The sequence below is a fragment of the Vibrio sp. sp1 genome (assembly GCF_016920955.1).
Taxonomy (GTDB): domain Bacteria; phylum Pseudomonadota; class Gammaproteobacteria; order Enterobacterales; family Vibrionaceae; genus Vibrio; species Vibrio alginolyticus.
In genome coordinates, this window is sequence record NZ_CP060589.1 from 379,746 (window position 1) to 394,780 (window position 15,035).

Here is a 15,035-nt window from a genome sequence, read left to right on the forward strand (position 1 = left end):
AAAATATTATTAACAACGTCAGTAAATCAAAAACGCCGAAGCTTTCAGCTTCGGCGTTTTTATAAGCATCACACTTGGGTTCGCCCTAGAGATATCACGACTCGGCGGTTTTTGTCTTTTCCTATTGGCGAACCGTTATCTGCAATAGGACGACGCTTGCCGTACCCTTGCACTTGAATTCGATCTTCCGGTAGCCCTAGAGACTGAAAGTAATCACGAAGTGACTCTGCACGTCGCTCTGATAAACTTTGACTCGCACTTTTACCATCGGTTGAATCTGTGTACGTCGCCACCAGCACGAGATCGATATCTTGATTATGTCGGATATAATCTGCAATTTGTGATAAACGCTTTTTAGAAGCCTTGGTTAACTGATCACCTTGTCTTTCGTAGTGCAAAATCGTAAAAGCAATGTCCTCGAAACTGTATTTCAATAAGTTGGAAATACAGTCGCTAAACGCGTTGTACTTGTTTTGAAATAGTACTGATGACAATGCGACTTCAATTCTCTGATCTCGGCTCTGCCAATCTTGGTAACTAAAAGTCGGATAACGGCCTTTTTCCAGCTCAGACAAAATGCCCCATGCTGTTTGCCCTCCGACATAACCATCAAACTGTTTAAAAAACTTTAGGTTTGTAATTCGATCGGCGTGTTCACCTGGTCGCCAAGGTGGCGGCATAGAAATGAGACTGACGTTACGTGTTTCTCCCATCGGACGACGCATTTTTAACTCAAAGTCTAAATTAATTTTTTTATTCGCACGAGATGAAAACACCGCATCTCCAAAGCTTGGAATGGGGTGTACAAGCTGACATTCTAATGGTGTATTGACCACCATTTCCCATTGAGATTGCTGTGGAGTTGCAGCATAACGTTTGCCCATCAAAGCGAAGCTGCTTGTGCTAAACAACGAAAATACAACACCACTGGTAATCAGCCATTTCTTCATCTAATACTGTCTCTTAAACGGCAGTCTGTTGCCGTCAATTTGCATCAATAAAACCACCTCAACCGGCATGCAAAAATCTCGCCAATATAGGGCTATCTGTCACACTGACATTAATGTGAGCCACCGTGTTCCAATCACCTTAACCGCCACTTAGCGTTTTACTTCCTCATGTTTTATCGGTTTACACGATGCAAAGTATAGCGAATGAACGTCTACATAATATGCAATACAAACTTATTGATTGGATGCAAAATAGAATTCCGGTTTTCTCTTAAATTGCGGTTTTTCTCATCGGTAGAATCTGCAATAATGCAGCCTTCGTCACACAAATATAAGCCAACATGACAATAGAAAATGAAGCTCTGACCCTGAAAAAACGTTTTCGTGGTTATTTTCCAGTGGTAGTTGATGTTGAGACCGCAGGTTTCAATGCTCAAACTGATGCACTTTTAGAAATCTGCGCCGTTACCCTTAGCATGGATGAAAATGGCGATTTGCATCCTGCCTCGACCATTCATTTTCATATCGAACCTTTCGAAGGCGCGAACTTAGAAAAAGAAGCCCTTGAATTCAATGGTATTCGTGACCCATTCAGCCCTTTACGTGGAGCAGTTTCAGAACAAGAAGCACTCAAAGAAATCTACAAGCTGATCCGTAAAGAGCAAAAAGCGGCCGATTGTTCACGCGCCATCATGGTGGCACACAACGCTGCTTTCGACTTAAGTTTTGTTAATGCAGCTAACGAGCGCTGCAAACTAAAAAGAGTCCCTTTCCATCCATTTGCCACTTTTGATACCGCAACATTAAGTGGGCTTGCTTATGGTCAAACTGTTCTCGCTAAAGCATGTAAAGCTGCAGGGATGGAATTCGACAATCGTGAGGCACATTCTGCCCTTTACGATACACAACAAACTGCAGAGTTATTCTGTGGCATCGTCAACAAATGGAAGGCCCTAGGCGGTTGGCCTCTTGTCGACGAAGAATAATAAATAAACACAACATATTAGGAAAAGTATGAATCCTGTCGTTATATCTGTGTGCGTCATGCTCGTGTTAGCATTGATGCGCGTAAACGTGGTGGTTGCCCTCACGTTTAGTGCCATCGTTGGTGGCCTTGTTGCAGGCATGAGCCTTGGGGATACGGTTGCTGCATTCGAAAGTGGTCTGGGTGGCGGTGCGACTATCGCGCTGAGCTACGCAATGCTAGGTACTTTCGCTGTTGCGATTTCTCGTTCTGGCATCACTGACCTTCTGGCAAAAAGCGTTATCAAACGCCTAAATGGTAAAGAGAGCTCTGCGTCGACTACAGGTCTAAAATACGCAGTATTGGTTGCTCTTGTACTTGTTACCATGTCATCTCAAAACGTGATTCCGGTACATATCGCCTTCATTCCAATTTTGATTCCACCTCTTTTGGGCGTATTCGCTAAGCTGAAGCTGGACCGTCGTTTGGTTGCTTGTGTGCTTACCTTTGGTTTGATCACGCCATACATGGTTCTACCAATCGGTTTTGGTGGCATCTTCCTAAACAACATCCTATTGAAGAACTTGCATGACAATGGTCTAACAGACGTTGTGGCAAGCCAAGTACCGACAGCAATGCTGTTGCCGGGCGCAGGTATGTTGTTTGGTCTTCTAACTGCGATCTTCTTTAGCTACCGTAAACCTCGTGAATACAAAGAGACTGAGCTGACCGTTGTTCAAGAATCTGAAGAGAAGCTAAACAAAAAGCATATCGTGGTTGCAGGCTTAGGTATTCTTGCTGCGCTAAGCGTACAGCTATACACGGGCTCAATGATCATCGGTGCACTAGCAGGCTTCATGGTGTTCACTTTCGGTGGTGTTATCGCATGGAAAGAAACGCACGACGTGTTCACTAAAGGTGTACACATGATGGCAATGATTGGCTTCATCATGATTGCGGCGGCAGGTTTCGCTGCAGTAATGAAGCAAACTGGCGGTGTTGAGACGCTTGTACAATCGCTATCAACCAGCATCGGTGACAACAAGCCTCTTGCAGCACTACTAATGCTTATCGTTGGTCTGTTGGTAACAATGGGTATCGGCTCATCGTTCTCTACGATTCCAATCCTTGCAACTATCTATGTGCCGCTTTCGCTAGCATTTGGTTTCTCACCGATGGCGACAATCGCACTAGTAGGTACAGCAGCAGCTCTAGGTGACGCGGGTTCTCCTGCTTCTGACTCAACGTTAGGTCCAACATCGGGTCTAAACGCCGATGGTCAGCACGAGCACATTTGGGAAACCGTAGTACCAACATTTATCCACTACAACATCCCTCTGATCATCTTCGGTTGGATTGCTGCAATGGTGCTGTAATCGCGTCATTAAATGGATACAATTCGTTACGAAAAAGCCGCTCATTGAGCGGCTTTTTGTTGTTTTGGCTTTGAAAACCGGTTTCGGATTATTGCGCTGGCATGTTGTCGATAATGCGCTCGCGAATCAGCTTCAACGTGTTTTCTGTCGACACATAATCCACTTCAATCGGGAAGTAAGCGTCGTTAATTTGCAGTACCAAACTCGGGTAAGAATTTACACCAAGACTCTTAGCAAGGCTCAATTGATCTTCGAACACACCTTCTAAGAAAGAGCCATCCATGTCATTCTTGAATTGCTGAACATTCAAGCCAATTTCTCTCGCTAGTTGCAAGTGAGTGGCTTCTTCATGAGGAGGCATCGCACGTAAGTAATACGCATGCTGAATCGCTTCTAGCATCTGCTCATAAGAGTCTTGAAAGCCCGCTGCAATAACCGCACGACAAGATTGGTAAGTGCTTCTAACTGGCGTACAAAGCTTCCAGAAATCGTAGTTAAACTTAGTGCCTAACTGGCGCTCAATCTGCTTCCAAATACCTTCGAGTTTTTGTTGCATCTCGGGCGGCATCGGTAAATTAGTATCTGGCGCAAGACCACCAACCACATACTCAAACTGAATCACACCTGGCAGTTGCTGTTTTAGTTTATCCAGCGTTGGTTTGTAACCCCAACACCAACTGCACATTGGGTCATGCACGTAGTAAAGCTTTATATCCACTTTAATAATTAAACCTTTAAAATCATCTCAAAATCTCAGAGTAATTATACAGTCTCATAAGTTGAAAAACTGCTTTATCTTAATAATTCGCTCTAAAGCCAGTCTATACGAGGCGTGTTAAGTTTCATTGTAGATCTTAGGTTAGATAAACAAGTCTGTCAGCTGAGAACTCTAGCCCACCTAGCTCATTTTGTTCGCACAAACTCTTAAAATGTTCAGTACAATACAGAAAGCTCGCTCCTAGCATCTTTGACTTGAAAACAACCTTTTCTGCAACGTCGCTTTCATTAAATACTAACACCTCTACACCTGCTAAGCTGCCATATTCAATTTTTTGGACGCACTTATCTTCATCTTCTTGCCCAAACTCCAACGGTGTATACAGGTACCATTCCTCTTCTTTATAGCGAATCGATAAGAACTCGCCTACTTTGCTCAATGGCTCTTTTAAAGATGCATAAGCTTTAGGGCAAAGCACTAAGAAAACCCGTAACCATAAACTGATATCAGGAAGTAATGAGTCTTTCTTGAGAACATCTTCAAACTCAATATCTACCTCACCCCATATACTTTTGAAAGAAAAGTTTTCTAATGGCTGCACAAAGATTTTTTCTATTAAATCCATGTCACCTAACTGCCTAGCTACAGAACTAGGCGTAGTGCTCACGATTTTATATTCATTGTGACAGTCGAAAATTTTATAAACCGTCATTAATCTATCAACTCCTCATGTTTTACTACCAAGTGCTACCTATGGGTAAGTTACTTTTCAAATCATTTTTCATGAAGGAAACAGGCCTAAAAAAGCTGCGTTTTAGAGGAGAAAGCTAATTTTCTCGTCGACCATTACAGTGCTTACAAACCTCAAAATCAGAGAAATAGTATTTTCATATTAATAAAAATCACTAATTAAATGGATCTGTCAAATTAGAAGAAAACATGATGCCATTGAGCTGATTTTGTTCACACAAAGCCTTAAACTTATCTGTACAGTACAAGGTGCCCGCTCCTTCTAACCGAGACTTGAAAACCATTTTGTCTTTAACATCATCGTCAATAAAAACAAGGGTATCTAACCCATCTCGGCTCCCATATGCGATTTTTTCTACACACTTTCTCTTGTTTTCCTGTCCAAAAGTCAGTGATGCATATAAATACCATTGCCCACCTTGGTAGTTAGCAGGTAAAAACTCCCCGTGTTCACTTAGATAAGCATTCAATATTTCATATGCCCTCGGAGATAAAACAAGGTATGTTCGCGCCCATAAACTAATATCAGGCAATAGAGAATTGTACTTAAATACATCTTGAAACTTTACCTCCACAGGCTTCCAAATATCTTGCAGAGATTGGTTTTTAATAGCCTGTAATAAGATCCTCTCAAAATAGTCGAAGTCACCTAACTGGCTAGCGATTTCATCGGGACCAGAGCAGACCGTTTGAAATTCTCTTAAATTATCTATTATCTTGTAAACTGTCATAATTCTCCCAAAACTTGGTTCTTAGCGTCCAATGCTGATTTATGATGGGGCTTACTCTTCGAGTGCATTTTGTGCCGAAATAAGTTGGCCTAAAAATTCTGGGGAGTTAAATTGCCTTTAGTGTAATTCCTTAACCAAATACCATTTGTAGCAACTCCCTTATCAAAGACGTGTAAGCAATGATGTTTGAAAACGACTTTACGAAATAGATGGCAGCATACATCGTAATTACACGCCAATATACATCAAAATTCATACTGGAATTTTTGTATACACTAGGCGGGATTAACATGGCTTCGCGAGGTTTACGAGATAGGCAGTTAGAACAAAGCTTTATGTTCATTCCACTAACCTAAAAAGAAAAAGGAGCCAGTACGGCTCCTTCGTATTCTATCGCTAAATGTGAGTATTTACGAATTACTCAGCTTGATCTTCAGCGCGCGCTGCTGCTTCTTTGATTAGAGGCTGCAGTTCACCTTTTTGGAACATTTCTAGAATAATGTCACAACCGCCGATAAGCTCACCTTCAACCCATAGTTGAGGGAAAGTTGGCCATTGCGCGTACTTTGGTAACTCAGCACGGATATCTGGGTTTTGCAGAATGTCTACGTAAGCGAACTTCTCACCACATGCCATTAGTGCCTGTGACGCTTGAGAAGAGAAACCACAGCTAGGTAGTTTCGGTGATCCTTTCATGTACAGCAGGATTGAGTTTTCAGAGATCTGCTGTTTGATTTTGTCGATAGTTTCCATCGCTTCCTCATTCATGGGTTTGAACTTTATTTATTTGCCACATTCTACTCAATAACGACAGAATAAAAACCATATAATTAATAAGGCTTAATTTTAGGTTGCTCATTGGCGAGCAATGCAGCACTTCACCACTGCTAACCTCTTAAAATATTTTCATATCGGGGTTTTAATAAAGTAAAAACTTGCTAAAATACTTAGCAAGTCAGCCTTAAAGGCGACATAGCTATAAAAAAACACTAGAAGCAATCGAAAGGTCATCCTTTCAAATCAATGGAGAATCGAGTAATGGCATTTGAACTACCAGCTCTTCCTTACGCGAAAGACGCACTAGAACCACACATCTCAGCAGAGACTCTAGACTACCACCACGGTAAGCACCACAACACTTACGTTGTTAAGCTTAACGGTCTTATCCCTGGTACTGAGTTCGAAGGCAAAACTCTAGAAGAGATCATCAAGACTTCTACTGGTGGCGTATTCAACAACGCAGCGCAAATCTGGAACCACACGTTCTACTGGCACTGTCTTGCTCCAAATGCGGGCGGCGAGCCAACTGGCGCAGTTGCAGACGCAATCAACGCAGCATTCGGTTCTTTTGAAGAATTCAAAGCGAAGTTTACTGATTCAGCAATCAACAACTTCGGTTCTTCATGGACTTGGCTTGTTAAGAAAGCTGATGGCTCTCTAGAGATCGTTAACACTTCTAACGCTGCTACTCCTCTAACAGAAGAAGGTACAACACCACTTCTAACTGTTGACCTATGGGAACACGCGTACTACATCGATTACCGCAACGTACGTCCTGATTACATGAACGGCTTCTGGGCTCTAGTAAACTGGGACTTCGTAGCTGAGAACCTAGCGAAGTAATATACTTCCCCCTAAGTTCAATTTAGTCTTATTCAAAAGCTCGCTATTTAGCGGGCTTTTTTGTTTCGCCTTCCCTAGCACCTTTAAATAATTCCCTCTTTTACTAAAGTTCTTCTTATTCACGCCGTTAAAAGAGCATCGAGCGAGGAACATCATGCAAATTCATACGTTAGACAAAGCTGCAATTATCAACGAACTTCAGTTCGGTAATGGTATTAACCATGCCGTACACGAAGGTCGTCGTGCGGATTTCTCGCTGATTCTGTCTATGTTCTCTAATGATGTTCGCGATGTGGTCCCAGTTGAAGAGGTCCAGGAAGTCATCACCAGTGACAGTATTCTTCGCCAACAATTGGGTTTATCGCAACCTCAAGCTCTTCGTTCTGATAGCAGCAGCTATGAACTCGCAGCTGAACAAGCGAAACAGTTTCACGATGCAGGATTGCCTTCCGCAAAGCTGAGCCATTACCTAAAACCAGATGCGCTGACTTACCTGCCTGAAGACACATTCAACCTACCAGAGGAGGTTTATCACAACCTATCTGGTCATGAGCGACGCAGATTGGGCGAACGCAACAAACAACTGATCCCAGATGCTGGGCTATATAATCAGCTAGTGACGGCTCAACGTCAGCATCAAATTCAAGCTAAAGCATAGAGATCCGCTTTTTATCCAATAGCTTGCAATACCTACACGTCAGAAATGTGACATCTTACAAATTACCGCACAATAGTCCTCACTCGAAAGCGTTAGTTTGAAGCCTTTCACACTGAACCCAACGAATTTCAACCATGCTATTAGCACAAACCACTGGTGTATTGTTTTTCACATATGGATACAGTGAAGGTGCTATGGATATCAAAGAATCAATTATTCTCGTCACGTCTGCAGGTTCGGTTATAGGAAGAACCTGTGCAAATCACTTTGCTCACCTTGGAGCAACGTTGATTCTTTGTGACCAAAATTCTAGCGCTTTGAGAGCGAGCTATGAGCAAATCAGCGCTTTCACTGACAAAGTGTATGCTATGAATGTGTGTAGTGATAACACAACGTCCATTAACTTATTGTTTGACCAGATAGAATCACAGCTACGTGCGACACCAGATGTGATTGTTAATTGCTGGACCAGCTCCCCTATGCCTGGCTTAATGGCGCCAGAACCAATGAGTACTTACATTGATCACTTGTCGTCTGCGGCACGCTTCCTTTATACCTACGGCCAAGTAGGAGCAGAGCGCTTTCGAGCCAGAAACAAGAAAGGCGTCATTGTTAACGTCATTTCTCATGACAACCATGAAGACTTTACGGGAGTTGAAAGCATGGCGGCGTTGGTGTCAGGTTTTACTCACAGCTGGGCAAAAGAACTCACACCATTCAACATTCGAGTGGGCGGCGTTATTCCCTCGGTAAATCATACAAAAGAAGAGCTCAACGAGAGGCACTGGGCTGAGATCCAAGACGAACTAGTCCGCAACACAGCATACATCGTCGCGAATGAATACTTCAGTGGCCGAGTAGTTGCGACCGAAGTGTAAGCATACACAGCAACTCTGTTTTCCCAAGCCAGATGTAACTCCTGCACCAAAATAAAAAAAGCCCCAGTCATTTGACTGGGGCTTTAACCTTTTCCCGATTAAGGTTCCGTGCTAGCGAAAACCTTGCTCACTCGATTTTTTAATTACGCGTCAGCTTTTTCTTTCTTTGCTTTAGGTGCTGCTTTTGCTGCTTCTTGGTCTGCTTTCTTCTTGATAACAGTTGTACCTTCGAAAGTTTCGCCTTCAACAAATGCTTTACCGTAGTAAGAAGCCATCAACACATCTTTAAGTTCGCTGATTAGAGGGTAACGTGGGTTCGCACCAGTACATTGGTCATCGAACGCTTCTACCGCTAGCTCATCCAGTTTCGCTACGAAATCTGATTCAGCAACACCTGCCGCTTGGATAGACATTGGGATGTCTAGGTTAACTTTTAGTTCATCCAACCATGCTAGTAGACGTTCAATCTTCTGAGCAGTACGGTCACCTTCTTGGCTTAGGCCTAGGTGGTCAGCAACTTCAGCGTAACGACGACGTGCTTGTGGACGGTCGTATTGAGAGAACGCAGTTTGTTTAGTTGGATTGTCGTTCGCGTTGTAACGTACCACGTTAGAGATAAGTAGTGCGTTAGCTAGGCCGTGTGGCAAGTGGAACTCAGCACCCAGTTTGTGAGCCATTGAGTGACAAACACCTAGGAATGCGTTCGCAAATGCAACACCAGCGATAGTAGCTGCGTTGTGTACTTTCTCACGAGCGATTGGGTCATTTGCACCGTTCGCATAGCTTGATGGTAGGTACTCTTTTAGCATCTTAAGTGCTTGAAGAGCTTGGCCATCTGAGTATTCGTTAGCAAGAACTGATACGTAAGCTTCTAGAGCGTGAGTTACTGCATCGTAACCACCAAATGCTGTTAGAGACTTAGGCATGTTCATTACTAGGTTCGCATCAACGATTGCCATGTTTGGCGTGATTTCGTAGTCAGCTAGTGGGTATTTCGCACCAGTCTTGTCGTCAGTAACAACCGCGAATGGAGTAACTTCTGAGCCAGTACCTGAAGTTGTAGTGATACATACAAGCTCAGCTTTTTTACCCATTTTAGGGAACTTGTAGATACGTTTACGGATGTCCATAAAGCGCATTGCTAGTTCTTCAAAGTGAGTTTCTGGGTGTTCGTACATTACCCACATGATTTTCGCTGCATCCATTGGTGAACCACCGCCTAGCGCTAGGATAACGTCAGGTTGGTAGCTAGCCATTTGAGCCGCACCTTTTTCTACTACAGACAGTGTTGGGTCAGCTTCAACATCGAAGAATGTTTGAACTTCCATGCCTTGAGCTTTCAGTAGGCTTACTACGTCATCTGCATAACCGTTGTTGAATAGGAAACGGTCAGTTACTAGGAATGCACGTTTCTTACCTTCTAGGTCGCCCAGTGCGATTGGAAGGCTACCACGACGGAAGTAGATTGACTTAGGTAGTTTATGCCACAACATGTTTTCAGCTCGCTTCGCTACAGTTTTCTTGTTGATTAGGTGTTTAGGACCTACGTTCTCAGAGATAGAGTTACCACCCCAAGAACCACAACCTAGCGTTAGAGATGGCGCAACGTTGAAGTTGTACAAGTCACCGATACCGCCGTGAGTAGTCGGGATGTTGATTAGGATACGAGCTGTCTTCATCTTGTCACCGAAGTAACGGATACGGTCAGCGTTAGTATCTTGGTTAGTGTAAAGACCAGATGTGTGGCCGATACCACCAATCTCAACCATAGTTACCGCTTGAGCAACCGCGTCTTCGAAGTTGTCAGCACGGAATAGACCTAGAGTTGGAGATAGTTTCTCGTGAGCGAATGCGTCATCGTGAGATACTTTGCCCAGACCTTCACCAACAAGAACTTTAGTGTCTGCTGGAACTTTAACGCCTGCCATTTCAGCGATTGCTGCTGCTGGCTGACCTACGATTTTCGCGTTTAGCGCGCCATCGATAAGAAGCACTTTACGAACTTTATCAGCTTCTGCTTTGCTTAGGACATAAGCTTTGTGAGAAGCAAAACGCTCTTTCACTTCGTCGTATACTTCGTCAACTACGATTGCAGCTTGCTCAGAAGCACATACTACACCGTTGTCGAAAGTCTTAGACATAAGGATAGAAGCAACAGCACGTTTGATGTCTGCTGTTTCATCGATAACAACCGGAACGTTACCTGCACCTACACCGATTGCTGGCTTACCAGAAGAGTAAGCGGCTTTAACCATGCCTGGACCACCAGTTGCAAGGATAAGAGCGATGTCATCGTGTTTCATTAGAGCGTTTGAAAGCTCAACAGAAGGCTGGTCGATCCAACCGATGATGTCTTTTGGTGCGCCTGCTGCTACTGCTGCATCTAGAACGAGTTTAGCTGCATCGTTAGTTGAGTTTTTCGCACGTGGGTGTGGTGAGAAGATGATACCGTTACGAGTCTTCAAAGAGATTAGAGATTTGAAGATCGCTGTAGAAGTTGGGTTAGTCGTTGGTACGATACCGCAGATGATGCCTACAGGCTCAGCGATAGTCATAGTACCTAGGTTGTCATCCTCTTCTAAGATGCCACACGTTTGTTCGTCTTTGTATTTGTTGTAGATAAACTCAGAGGCGAAGTGGTTCTTGATTACTTTATCTTCAACAATACCCATACCAGATTCTTCTACCGCTTGTTGAGCTAGCGGGATACGGGCCTGGTTAGCTGCAAGCGATGCTGCACGAAAGATTTTATCTACTTGCTCTTGAGAGTAAGTAGCGAACTCTTCTTGCGCTTTCTTAACGCGAGCAACCATTGCATCTAGTTCAGCCATATTAGTTACAGGCATAGGGAATCTCCTAAAATTAACAAATATTAAAAACTTTTTACTAAGGCTATTACTTATCGTTTTTACTGTTTATCAGTCACTTAGAAAACAAACGTCTTAGTAAATTGCTTTCAGGACTGAGTATAATATTTCATAGTGTGAAAAAAATTGACTTGGATCAGTTCTCACCACCTAAATACTACCAAAGTGGTGCCTCATCACACCAAAATGACATAAATCACTGATAAACAAATAAATTAACTTTCATTTTTTATTGAGTAAAAAAGAAGCAAATGGACAAATAAATAAAAGAAACTACAACAACCTGTAAAAAAGTTTCATTTTTGACCAACAAAATTACATGTAGGCCCAATTCTTTGTGCTACTGAGAGTATATCGAACCGAATACATCTCTCTACAAACCACCTTGGTTTTTATCAAAAATGTGCGAATGTTAACGTTTATGTAAAACAGCGCAATTTATCAGCAACTTTATACGTAACATTTCCTTTCCAGATTAGATACAGTTTATTAAAGAATTAGTTTTTCTCACTTAAATGGCAGGGAATGCGTTAGTTTTTTTCATTTCTTACAACCTAACTTTTGCCTTACATTACGCCCAAATTACCCCTTCTCCTTTTCACTAATGTGAACTTTGATGAGTACGCAACATGCAAACTTTTGAACTTGCTATCTTCTTGCAGTTTTTTCTCGGTTTGGTCGCCGCAGTAAACCCTGTTGGTATCATGCCTGTGTTTGTGTCACTAACCGGGCATATGACTCCAGACGAAAAGCGCAATACGGCAACAACAGCAAATGTGGCTGTTGCGATCATCCTGATCATTTCGCTTTTTGCTGGTCAGTTACTGTTAGACATGTTCAGTATTTCTCTGGATTCGTTTCGTGTCGCTGGCGGGTTGCTATTACTTAGCATCGCATTCTCGATGATGAGCGGTAAACTGGGGGAAGATAAGCAGAACAAACAAGAGAAAACGGAATACGTCAGTCGTGAACAGATTGGTGTGGTCCCTCTTGCAATGCCTTTAATGGCAGGTCCTGGTGCAATCAGTTCGACTATTGTTTATGGTGCACGCTACCCAAGCATGTTCGATACCGTGGGCATTAGTATTACGATTGGTTTGTTCTGCCTTTGTTCATGGCTATTATTCCGTTCTGCCCCATTGATCGTACGATTTTTAGGTCAAACTGGAATCAACGTCATTACTCGTATCATGGGTTTGATATTGGGCGCGCTTGGCATAGAGTTCATTGCGAATGGCTTACGCAACTTATTTCCAGGATTAGCCTGAGTTTCTATAAAATTGTATGATAGAGCGATTCAACAATGGATCGCTTTGTCATGACGACTGACTCTCTTAAACATACTCTATATGTCACCATTTTTGGTACTCATACCAAAGCTGGTAAAACGTTCGATATTGCTCTCATTATCGCGATCATCAGTTCGTTAATCGTACTGGTGTTAGATTCGATACCCTCCGTTCGGGCCGAGTGGGAAAAAGAGCTGAAGTTTATTGAATACACATTTACTGGCCTATTCACGATTGAATACCTTCTAAGGCTTTATTGCTCTCCTAAACCTGCCGCCTACGCAAAGAGTTTTTATGGTGTCGTCGATTTACTTGCGATTTTGCCCACCTATTTAGCACTCTTCTTCCCATCCGCTTCGTTTATGGGTGTGATCAGGGCGCTGCGAGTGATGCGAATATTCCGCATACTCAAGTTAGTCCGATACCTCCAAGAGTCCAATATCCTCTTACGTTCACTGCTTATGGCGCGCAGAAAGATTTTTATCTTCTTTAGTTCCGTCGCCATTATGGTAACGATTTTCGGCTCGTTGATTTTTATCATTGAAGGACCTGAAAACGGATTTACTAGCATTCCTAAGAGTATTTATTGGGCGATCGTGACCATCACAACGGTTGGGTATGGTGACTTGGTCCCTCAAACAGACCTAGGTAAAGGGCTTGCATCACTCACCATGTTACTGGGTTATTCCATTTTGGCGGTACCTACAGGTATTTTCACTGCCGAACTGCACCAAGAGATGCAATCGCACAAAGTATTGGTGAAATGCCCAAACTGCTCCCACGCAGGGCACGACTCTGACGCAATTTACTGTAAACATTGTGGTAGTGAACTGGCCGATCCAGACAAAAGAGTCGTTCGAACGGAAGACGACGCATGAAAAAAGAGCTCCCTACGGAGCTCTTTTATTTTGTCATCAAATAAAGGATTGATGTGATTATGCTTTCTCAGACAGAATAATTCTCAGAGTACGACGCAATGGCTCCGCAGCACCCCAAAGCAGTTGGTCACCAACAGTGAAAGCATTTAGGAAATCATCACCCATCGCCATCTTACGTAGACGACCCACTGGTACAGACATTGTGCCCGTAACTTTTGCCGGTGTTAGCTCTTGAGCAGTGATGTCACGGTCGTTAGGAATCACTTTCACCCAATCGTTATGAGTGGCGATGATTTCTTCGATTTCGTCCATTGGTACATTTTGTTTAAGCTTGATAGTAAGTGCTTGAGAGTGACAACGCATCGCGCCAATACGCACACAAGTACCGTCAATTGGGACAGGTGAACTTTGAGAACCCAAAATTTTATTCGCCTCGGCGCCCGCTTTCCACTCTTCTTTACTCTGACCATTATCGCGCTTCACATCGATCCATGGGATCAACGAACCAGCTAGTGGCACACCGAATTTATCGGTAGGGAAAGAGCCGCTGCGCATTGTATCCGCGACTTTCTTATCGATATCTAGGATAGAGCTTGATGGGTTTGCAAGTTCAGAGCTAACAGAGTCATTGATAACGCCCATTTGCGAGATCAATTCACGCATATTTTGCGCACCAGCACCAGATGCGGCTTGGTAAGTCATTGCGCTTGTCCACTCAACAAGACCTTTCTCAAATAGACCACCTAGCCCCATTAGCATTAAACTAACCGTACAGTTACCACCGACAAATGTGTTCGTGCCACCGTGGATGCCTTGTTGGATTTGCTTTAAGTTCACTGGATCAAGTGTGATGATCGAATCTTCAGCCATACGTAGCGTAGAGGCCGCGTCAATCCAGTAGCCTTTCCAACCAGCCTGACGAAGTGCAGGGAAAACTTTTTCTGTGTAGCTACCACCTTGACAGGTGATTACCGCATCAAGCTGTTTTAAGCTTTCAATATCATATGCGTCTTGCAGTAAGCCTGCGTCTTTTCCTAAGTTAGGAGCAGGAATACCAACTTGAGAAGTACTGTAGAATACTGGTTCGATTAGGTCGAAGTCTTTCTCTTCAACCATACGCTGCATAAGGACTGAACCAACCATACCGCGCCAACCAACTAAACCAACTCTCATCGTATTAACTCTCCATGTATTAAAAAACCTACCCCATAGTTAATTTTTCACAGCAAAATCTCAACCCCTATTTTGTAAATAAGCGCGTTTTTTAACCTTTTCCTCTGAAAAACAGGGTTACACGAGATTTTTTAGTGTTTGGTTTGCGGTTTTAACCATTTTTCAAGTAGGGAAAGCACT

At 43.2% G+C, this 15,035-nt stretch carries 14 protein-coding genes; 7 read left to right on the forward strand and 7 right to left on the reverse strand.

The window, feature by feature from the left end; genetic code table 11:
• Window positions 1-68: 68 nt before the first annotated feature.
• On the reverse strand, window positions 69-950 hold the full coding sequence (locus H9L11_RS01775) for an OmpA family protein (protein ID WP_005384887.1): 882 nt from the start codon (window positions 948-950) through the stop codon (window positions 69-71).
• A gap of 341 nt (window positions 951-1,291) precedes the next feature.
• On the opposite strand from H9L11_RS01775, the gene rnt reads away from it, so the two are divergent.
• Together rnt and H9L11_RS01785 are read left to right on the forward strand one after the other, a co-directional pair.
• On the forward strand, window positions 1,292-1,936 hold the full coding sequence (rnt, locus tag H9L11_RS01780; protein ID WP_005439693.1) for a ribonuclease T: 645 nt from the start codon (window positions 1,292-1,294) through the stop codon (window positions 1,934-1,936).
• A 28-nt stretch (window positions 1,937-1,964) separates the two neighbouring features.
• Window positions 1,965-3,290, forward strand: coding sequence for a Na+/H+ antiporter family protein (locus H9L11_RS01785; RefSeq protein ID WP_005444668.1), 1,326 nt, complete (start codon window positions 1,965-1,967; stop codon window positions 3,288-3,290).
• Between the two features lie 88 nt (window positions 3,291-3,378).
• Here the strand turns inward: H9L11_RS01785 and H9L11_RS01790 are convergent, their stop codons facing one another.
• The 4 genes from H9L11_RS01790 to H9L11_RS01805 form a co-directional block, all read right to left on the reverse strand.
• Window positions 3,379-4,008, reverse strand: coding sequence for a DsbA family protein (locus H9L11_RS01790; protein ID WP_205390967.1), 630 nt, complete (start codon window positions 4,006-4,008; stop codon window positions 3,379-3,381).
• Between the two features lie 136 nt (window positions 4,009-4,144).
• On the reverse strand, window positions 4,145-4,720 hold the full coding sequence (locus H9L11_RS01795) for a hypothetical protein (protein ID WP_017821150.1): 576 nt from the start codon (window positions 4,718-4,720) through the stop codon (window positions 4,145-4,147).
• A gap of 193 nt (window positions 4,721-4,913) precedes the next feature.
• The gene (locus H9L11_RS01800) at window positions 4,914-5,489 is read right to left on the reverse strand and encodes a hypothetical protein (protein ID WP_033907341.1); all 576 of its coding nucleotides are present in this window, start codon (window positions 5,487-5,489) and stop codon (window positions 4,914-4,916) included.
• Window positions 5,490-5,906: 417 nt separating this feature from the next.
• Window positions 5,907-6,242 (reverse strand): Grx4 family monothiol glutaredoxin, encoded by a 336-nt coding sequence (locus H9L11_RS01805; protein ID WP_017635833.1) that lies wholly within the window; start codon window positions 6,240-6,242, stop codon window positions 5,907-5,909.
• Between the two features lie 285 nt (window positions 6,243-6,527).
• On the opposite strand from H9L11_RS01805, the gene sodB reads away from it, so the two are divergent.
• The 3 genes from sodB (at window position 6,528) to H9L11_RS01820 (ending at window position 8,648) form a co-directional block, all read left to right on the forward strand.
• Complete coding sequence (gene sodB, locus H9L11_RS01810; protein ID WP_005396533.1) at window positions 6,528-7,112, forward strand: superoxide dismutase [Fe]; 585 nt, start codon at window positions 6,528-6,530, stop codon at window positions 7,110-7,112.
• Between the two features lie 154 nt (window positions 7,113-7,266).
• Window positions 7,267-7,770, forward strand: a complete 504-nt coding sequence (locus tag H9L11_RS01815; RefSeq protein ID WP_033907342.1) for a VC2046/SO_2500 family protein — start codon at window positions 7,267-7,269, stop codon at window positions 7,768-7,770.
• A 134-nt stretch (window positions 7,771-7,904) separates the two neighbouring features.
• Entirely contained in the window at window positions 7,905-8,648 is a 744-nt protein-coding gene (locus H9L11_RS01820) for an SDR family oxidoreductase (RefSeq protein WP_005380732.1), read from the forward strand.
• 143 nt (window positions 8,649-8,791) lie between these two features.
• Here H9L11_RS01820 and adhE read toward each other — a convergent pair whose 3' ends face one another.
• Complete coding sequence (adhE, locus tag H9L11_RS01825) at window positions 8,792-11,494, reverse strand: bifunctional acetaldehyde-CoA/alcohol dehydrogenase (RefSeq protein ID WP_005380731.1); 2,703 nt, start codon at window positions 11,492-11,494, stop codon at window positions 8,792-8,794.
• Between the two features lie 650 nt (window positions 11,495-12,144).
• On the opposite strand from adhE, the gene H9L11_RS01830 reads away from it, so the two are divergent.
• Both H9L11_RS01830 and H9L11_RS01835 read left to right on the forward strand, forming a co-directional pair.
• Window positions 12,145-12,783 carry a YchE family NAAT transporter gene (locus H9L11_RS01830; protein ID WP_005380729.1) on the forward strand — a complete coding sequence of 213 codons (639 nt, stop codon included), beginning with the start codon at window positions 12,145-12,147 and terminating at the stop codon, window positions 12,781-12,783.
• Window positions 12,784-12,818: 35 nt separating this feature from the next.
• Window positions 12,819-13,682 carry an ion transporter gene (locus H9L11_RS01835; protein ID WP_005380728.1) on the forward strand — a complete coding sequence of 288 codons (864 nt, stop codon included), beginning with the start codon at window positions 12,819-12,821 and terminating at the stop codon, window positions 13,680-13,682.
• Between the two features lie 57 nt (window positions 13,683-13,739).
• On the opposite strand, the gene asd is transcribed toward H9L11_RS01835, so the two are convergent.
• Complete coding sequence (gene asd, locus H9L11_RS01840; RefSeq protein ID WP_005380727.1) at window positions 13,740-14,855, reverse strand: aspartate-semialdehyde dehydrogenase; 1,116 nt, start codon at window positions 14,853-14,855, stop codon at window positions 13,740-13,742.
• Between the last annotated feature and the right edge of the window lie 180 nt (window positions 14,856-15,035).

Excerpts from the sequence above, each read along its gene's own strand:
- sodB (WP_005396533.1), top strand. The coding sequence starts at position 6,528 with ATGGCATTTGAACTACCAGCTCTTCCTTACGCGAAAGACGCACTAGAA.
- H9L11_RS01785 (WP_005444668.1), top strand. The coding sequence starts at position 1,965 with ATGAATCCTGTCGTTATATCTGTGTGCGTCATGCTCGTGTTAGCATTG.
- asd (WP_005380727.1), bottom strand. The coding sequence starts at position 14,855 with ATGAGAGTTGGTTTAGTTGGTTGGCGCGGTATGGTTGGTTCAGTCCTT.
- H9L11_RS01805 (WP_017635833.1), bottom strand. The coding sequence starts at position 6,242 with ATGGAAACTATCGACAAAATCAAACAGCAGATCTCTGAAAACTCAATC.
- H9L11_RS01815 (WP_033907342.1), top strand. The coding sequence starts at position 7,267 with ATGCAAATTCATACGTTAGACAAAGCTGCAATTATCAACGAACTTCAG.
- adhE (WP_005380731.1), bottom strand. The coding sequence starts at position 11,494 with ATGCCTGTAACTAATATGGCTGAACTAGATGCAATGGTTGCTCGCGTT.
- H9L11_RS01775 (WP_005384887.1), bottom strand. The coding sequence starts at position 950 with ATGAAGAAATGGCTGATTACCAGTGGTGTTGTATTTTCGTTGTTTAGC.
- H9L11_RS01830 (WP_005380729.1), top strand. The coding sequence starts at position 12,145 with ATGCAAACTTTTGAACTTGCTATCTTCTTGCAGTTTTTTCTCGGTTTG.
- H9L11_RS01800 (WP_033907341.1), bottom strand. The coding sequence starts at position 5,489 with ATGACAGTTTACAAGATAATAGATAATTTAAGAGAATTTCAAACGGTC.
- rnt (WP_005439693.1), top strand. The coding sequence starts at position 1,292 with ATGACAATAGAAAATGAAGCTCTGACCCTGAAAAAACGTTTTCGTGGT.
- H9L11_RS01820 (WP_005380732.1), top strand. The coding sequence starts at position 7,905 with ATGCTATTAGCACAAACCACTGGTGTATTGTTTTTCACATATGGATAC.
- H9L11_RS01835 (WP_005380728.1), top strand. The coding sequence starts at position 12,819 with ATGGATCGCTTTGTCATGACGACTGACTCTCTTAAACATACTCTATAT.
- H9L11_RS01795 (WP_017821150.1), bottom strand. The coding sequence starts at position 4,720 with ATGACGGTTTATAAAATTTTCGACTGTCACAATGAATATAAAATCGTG.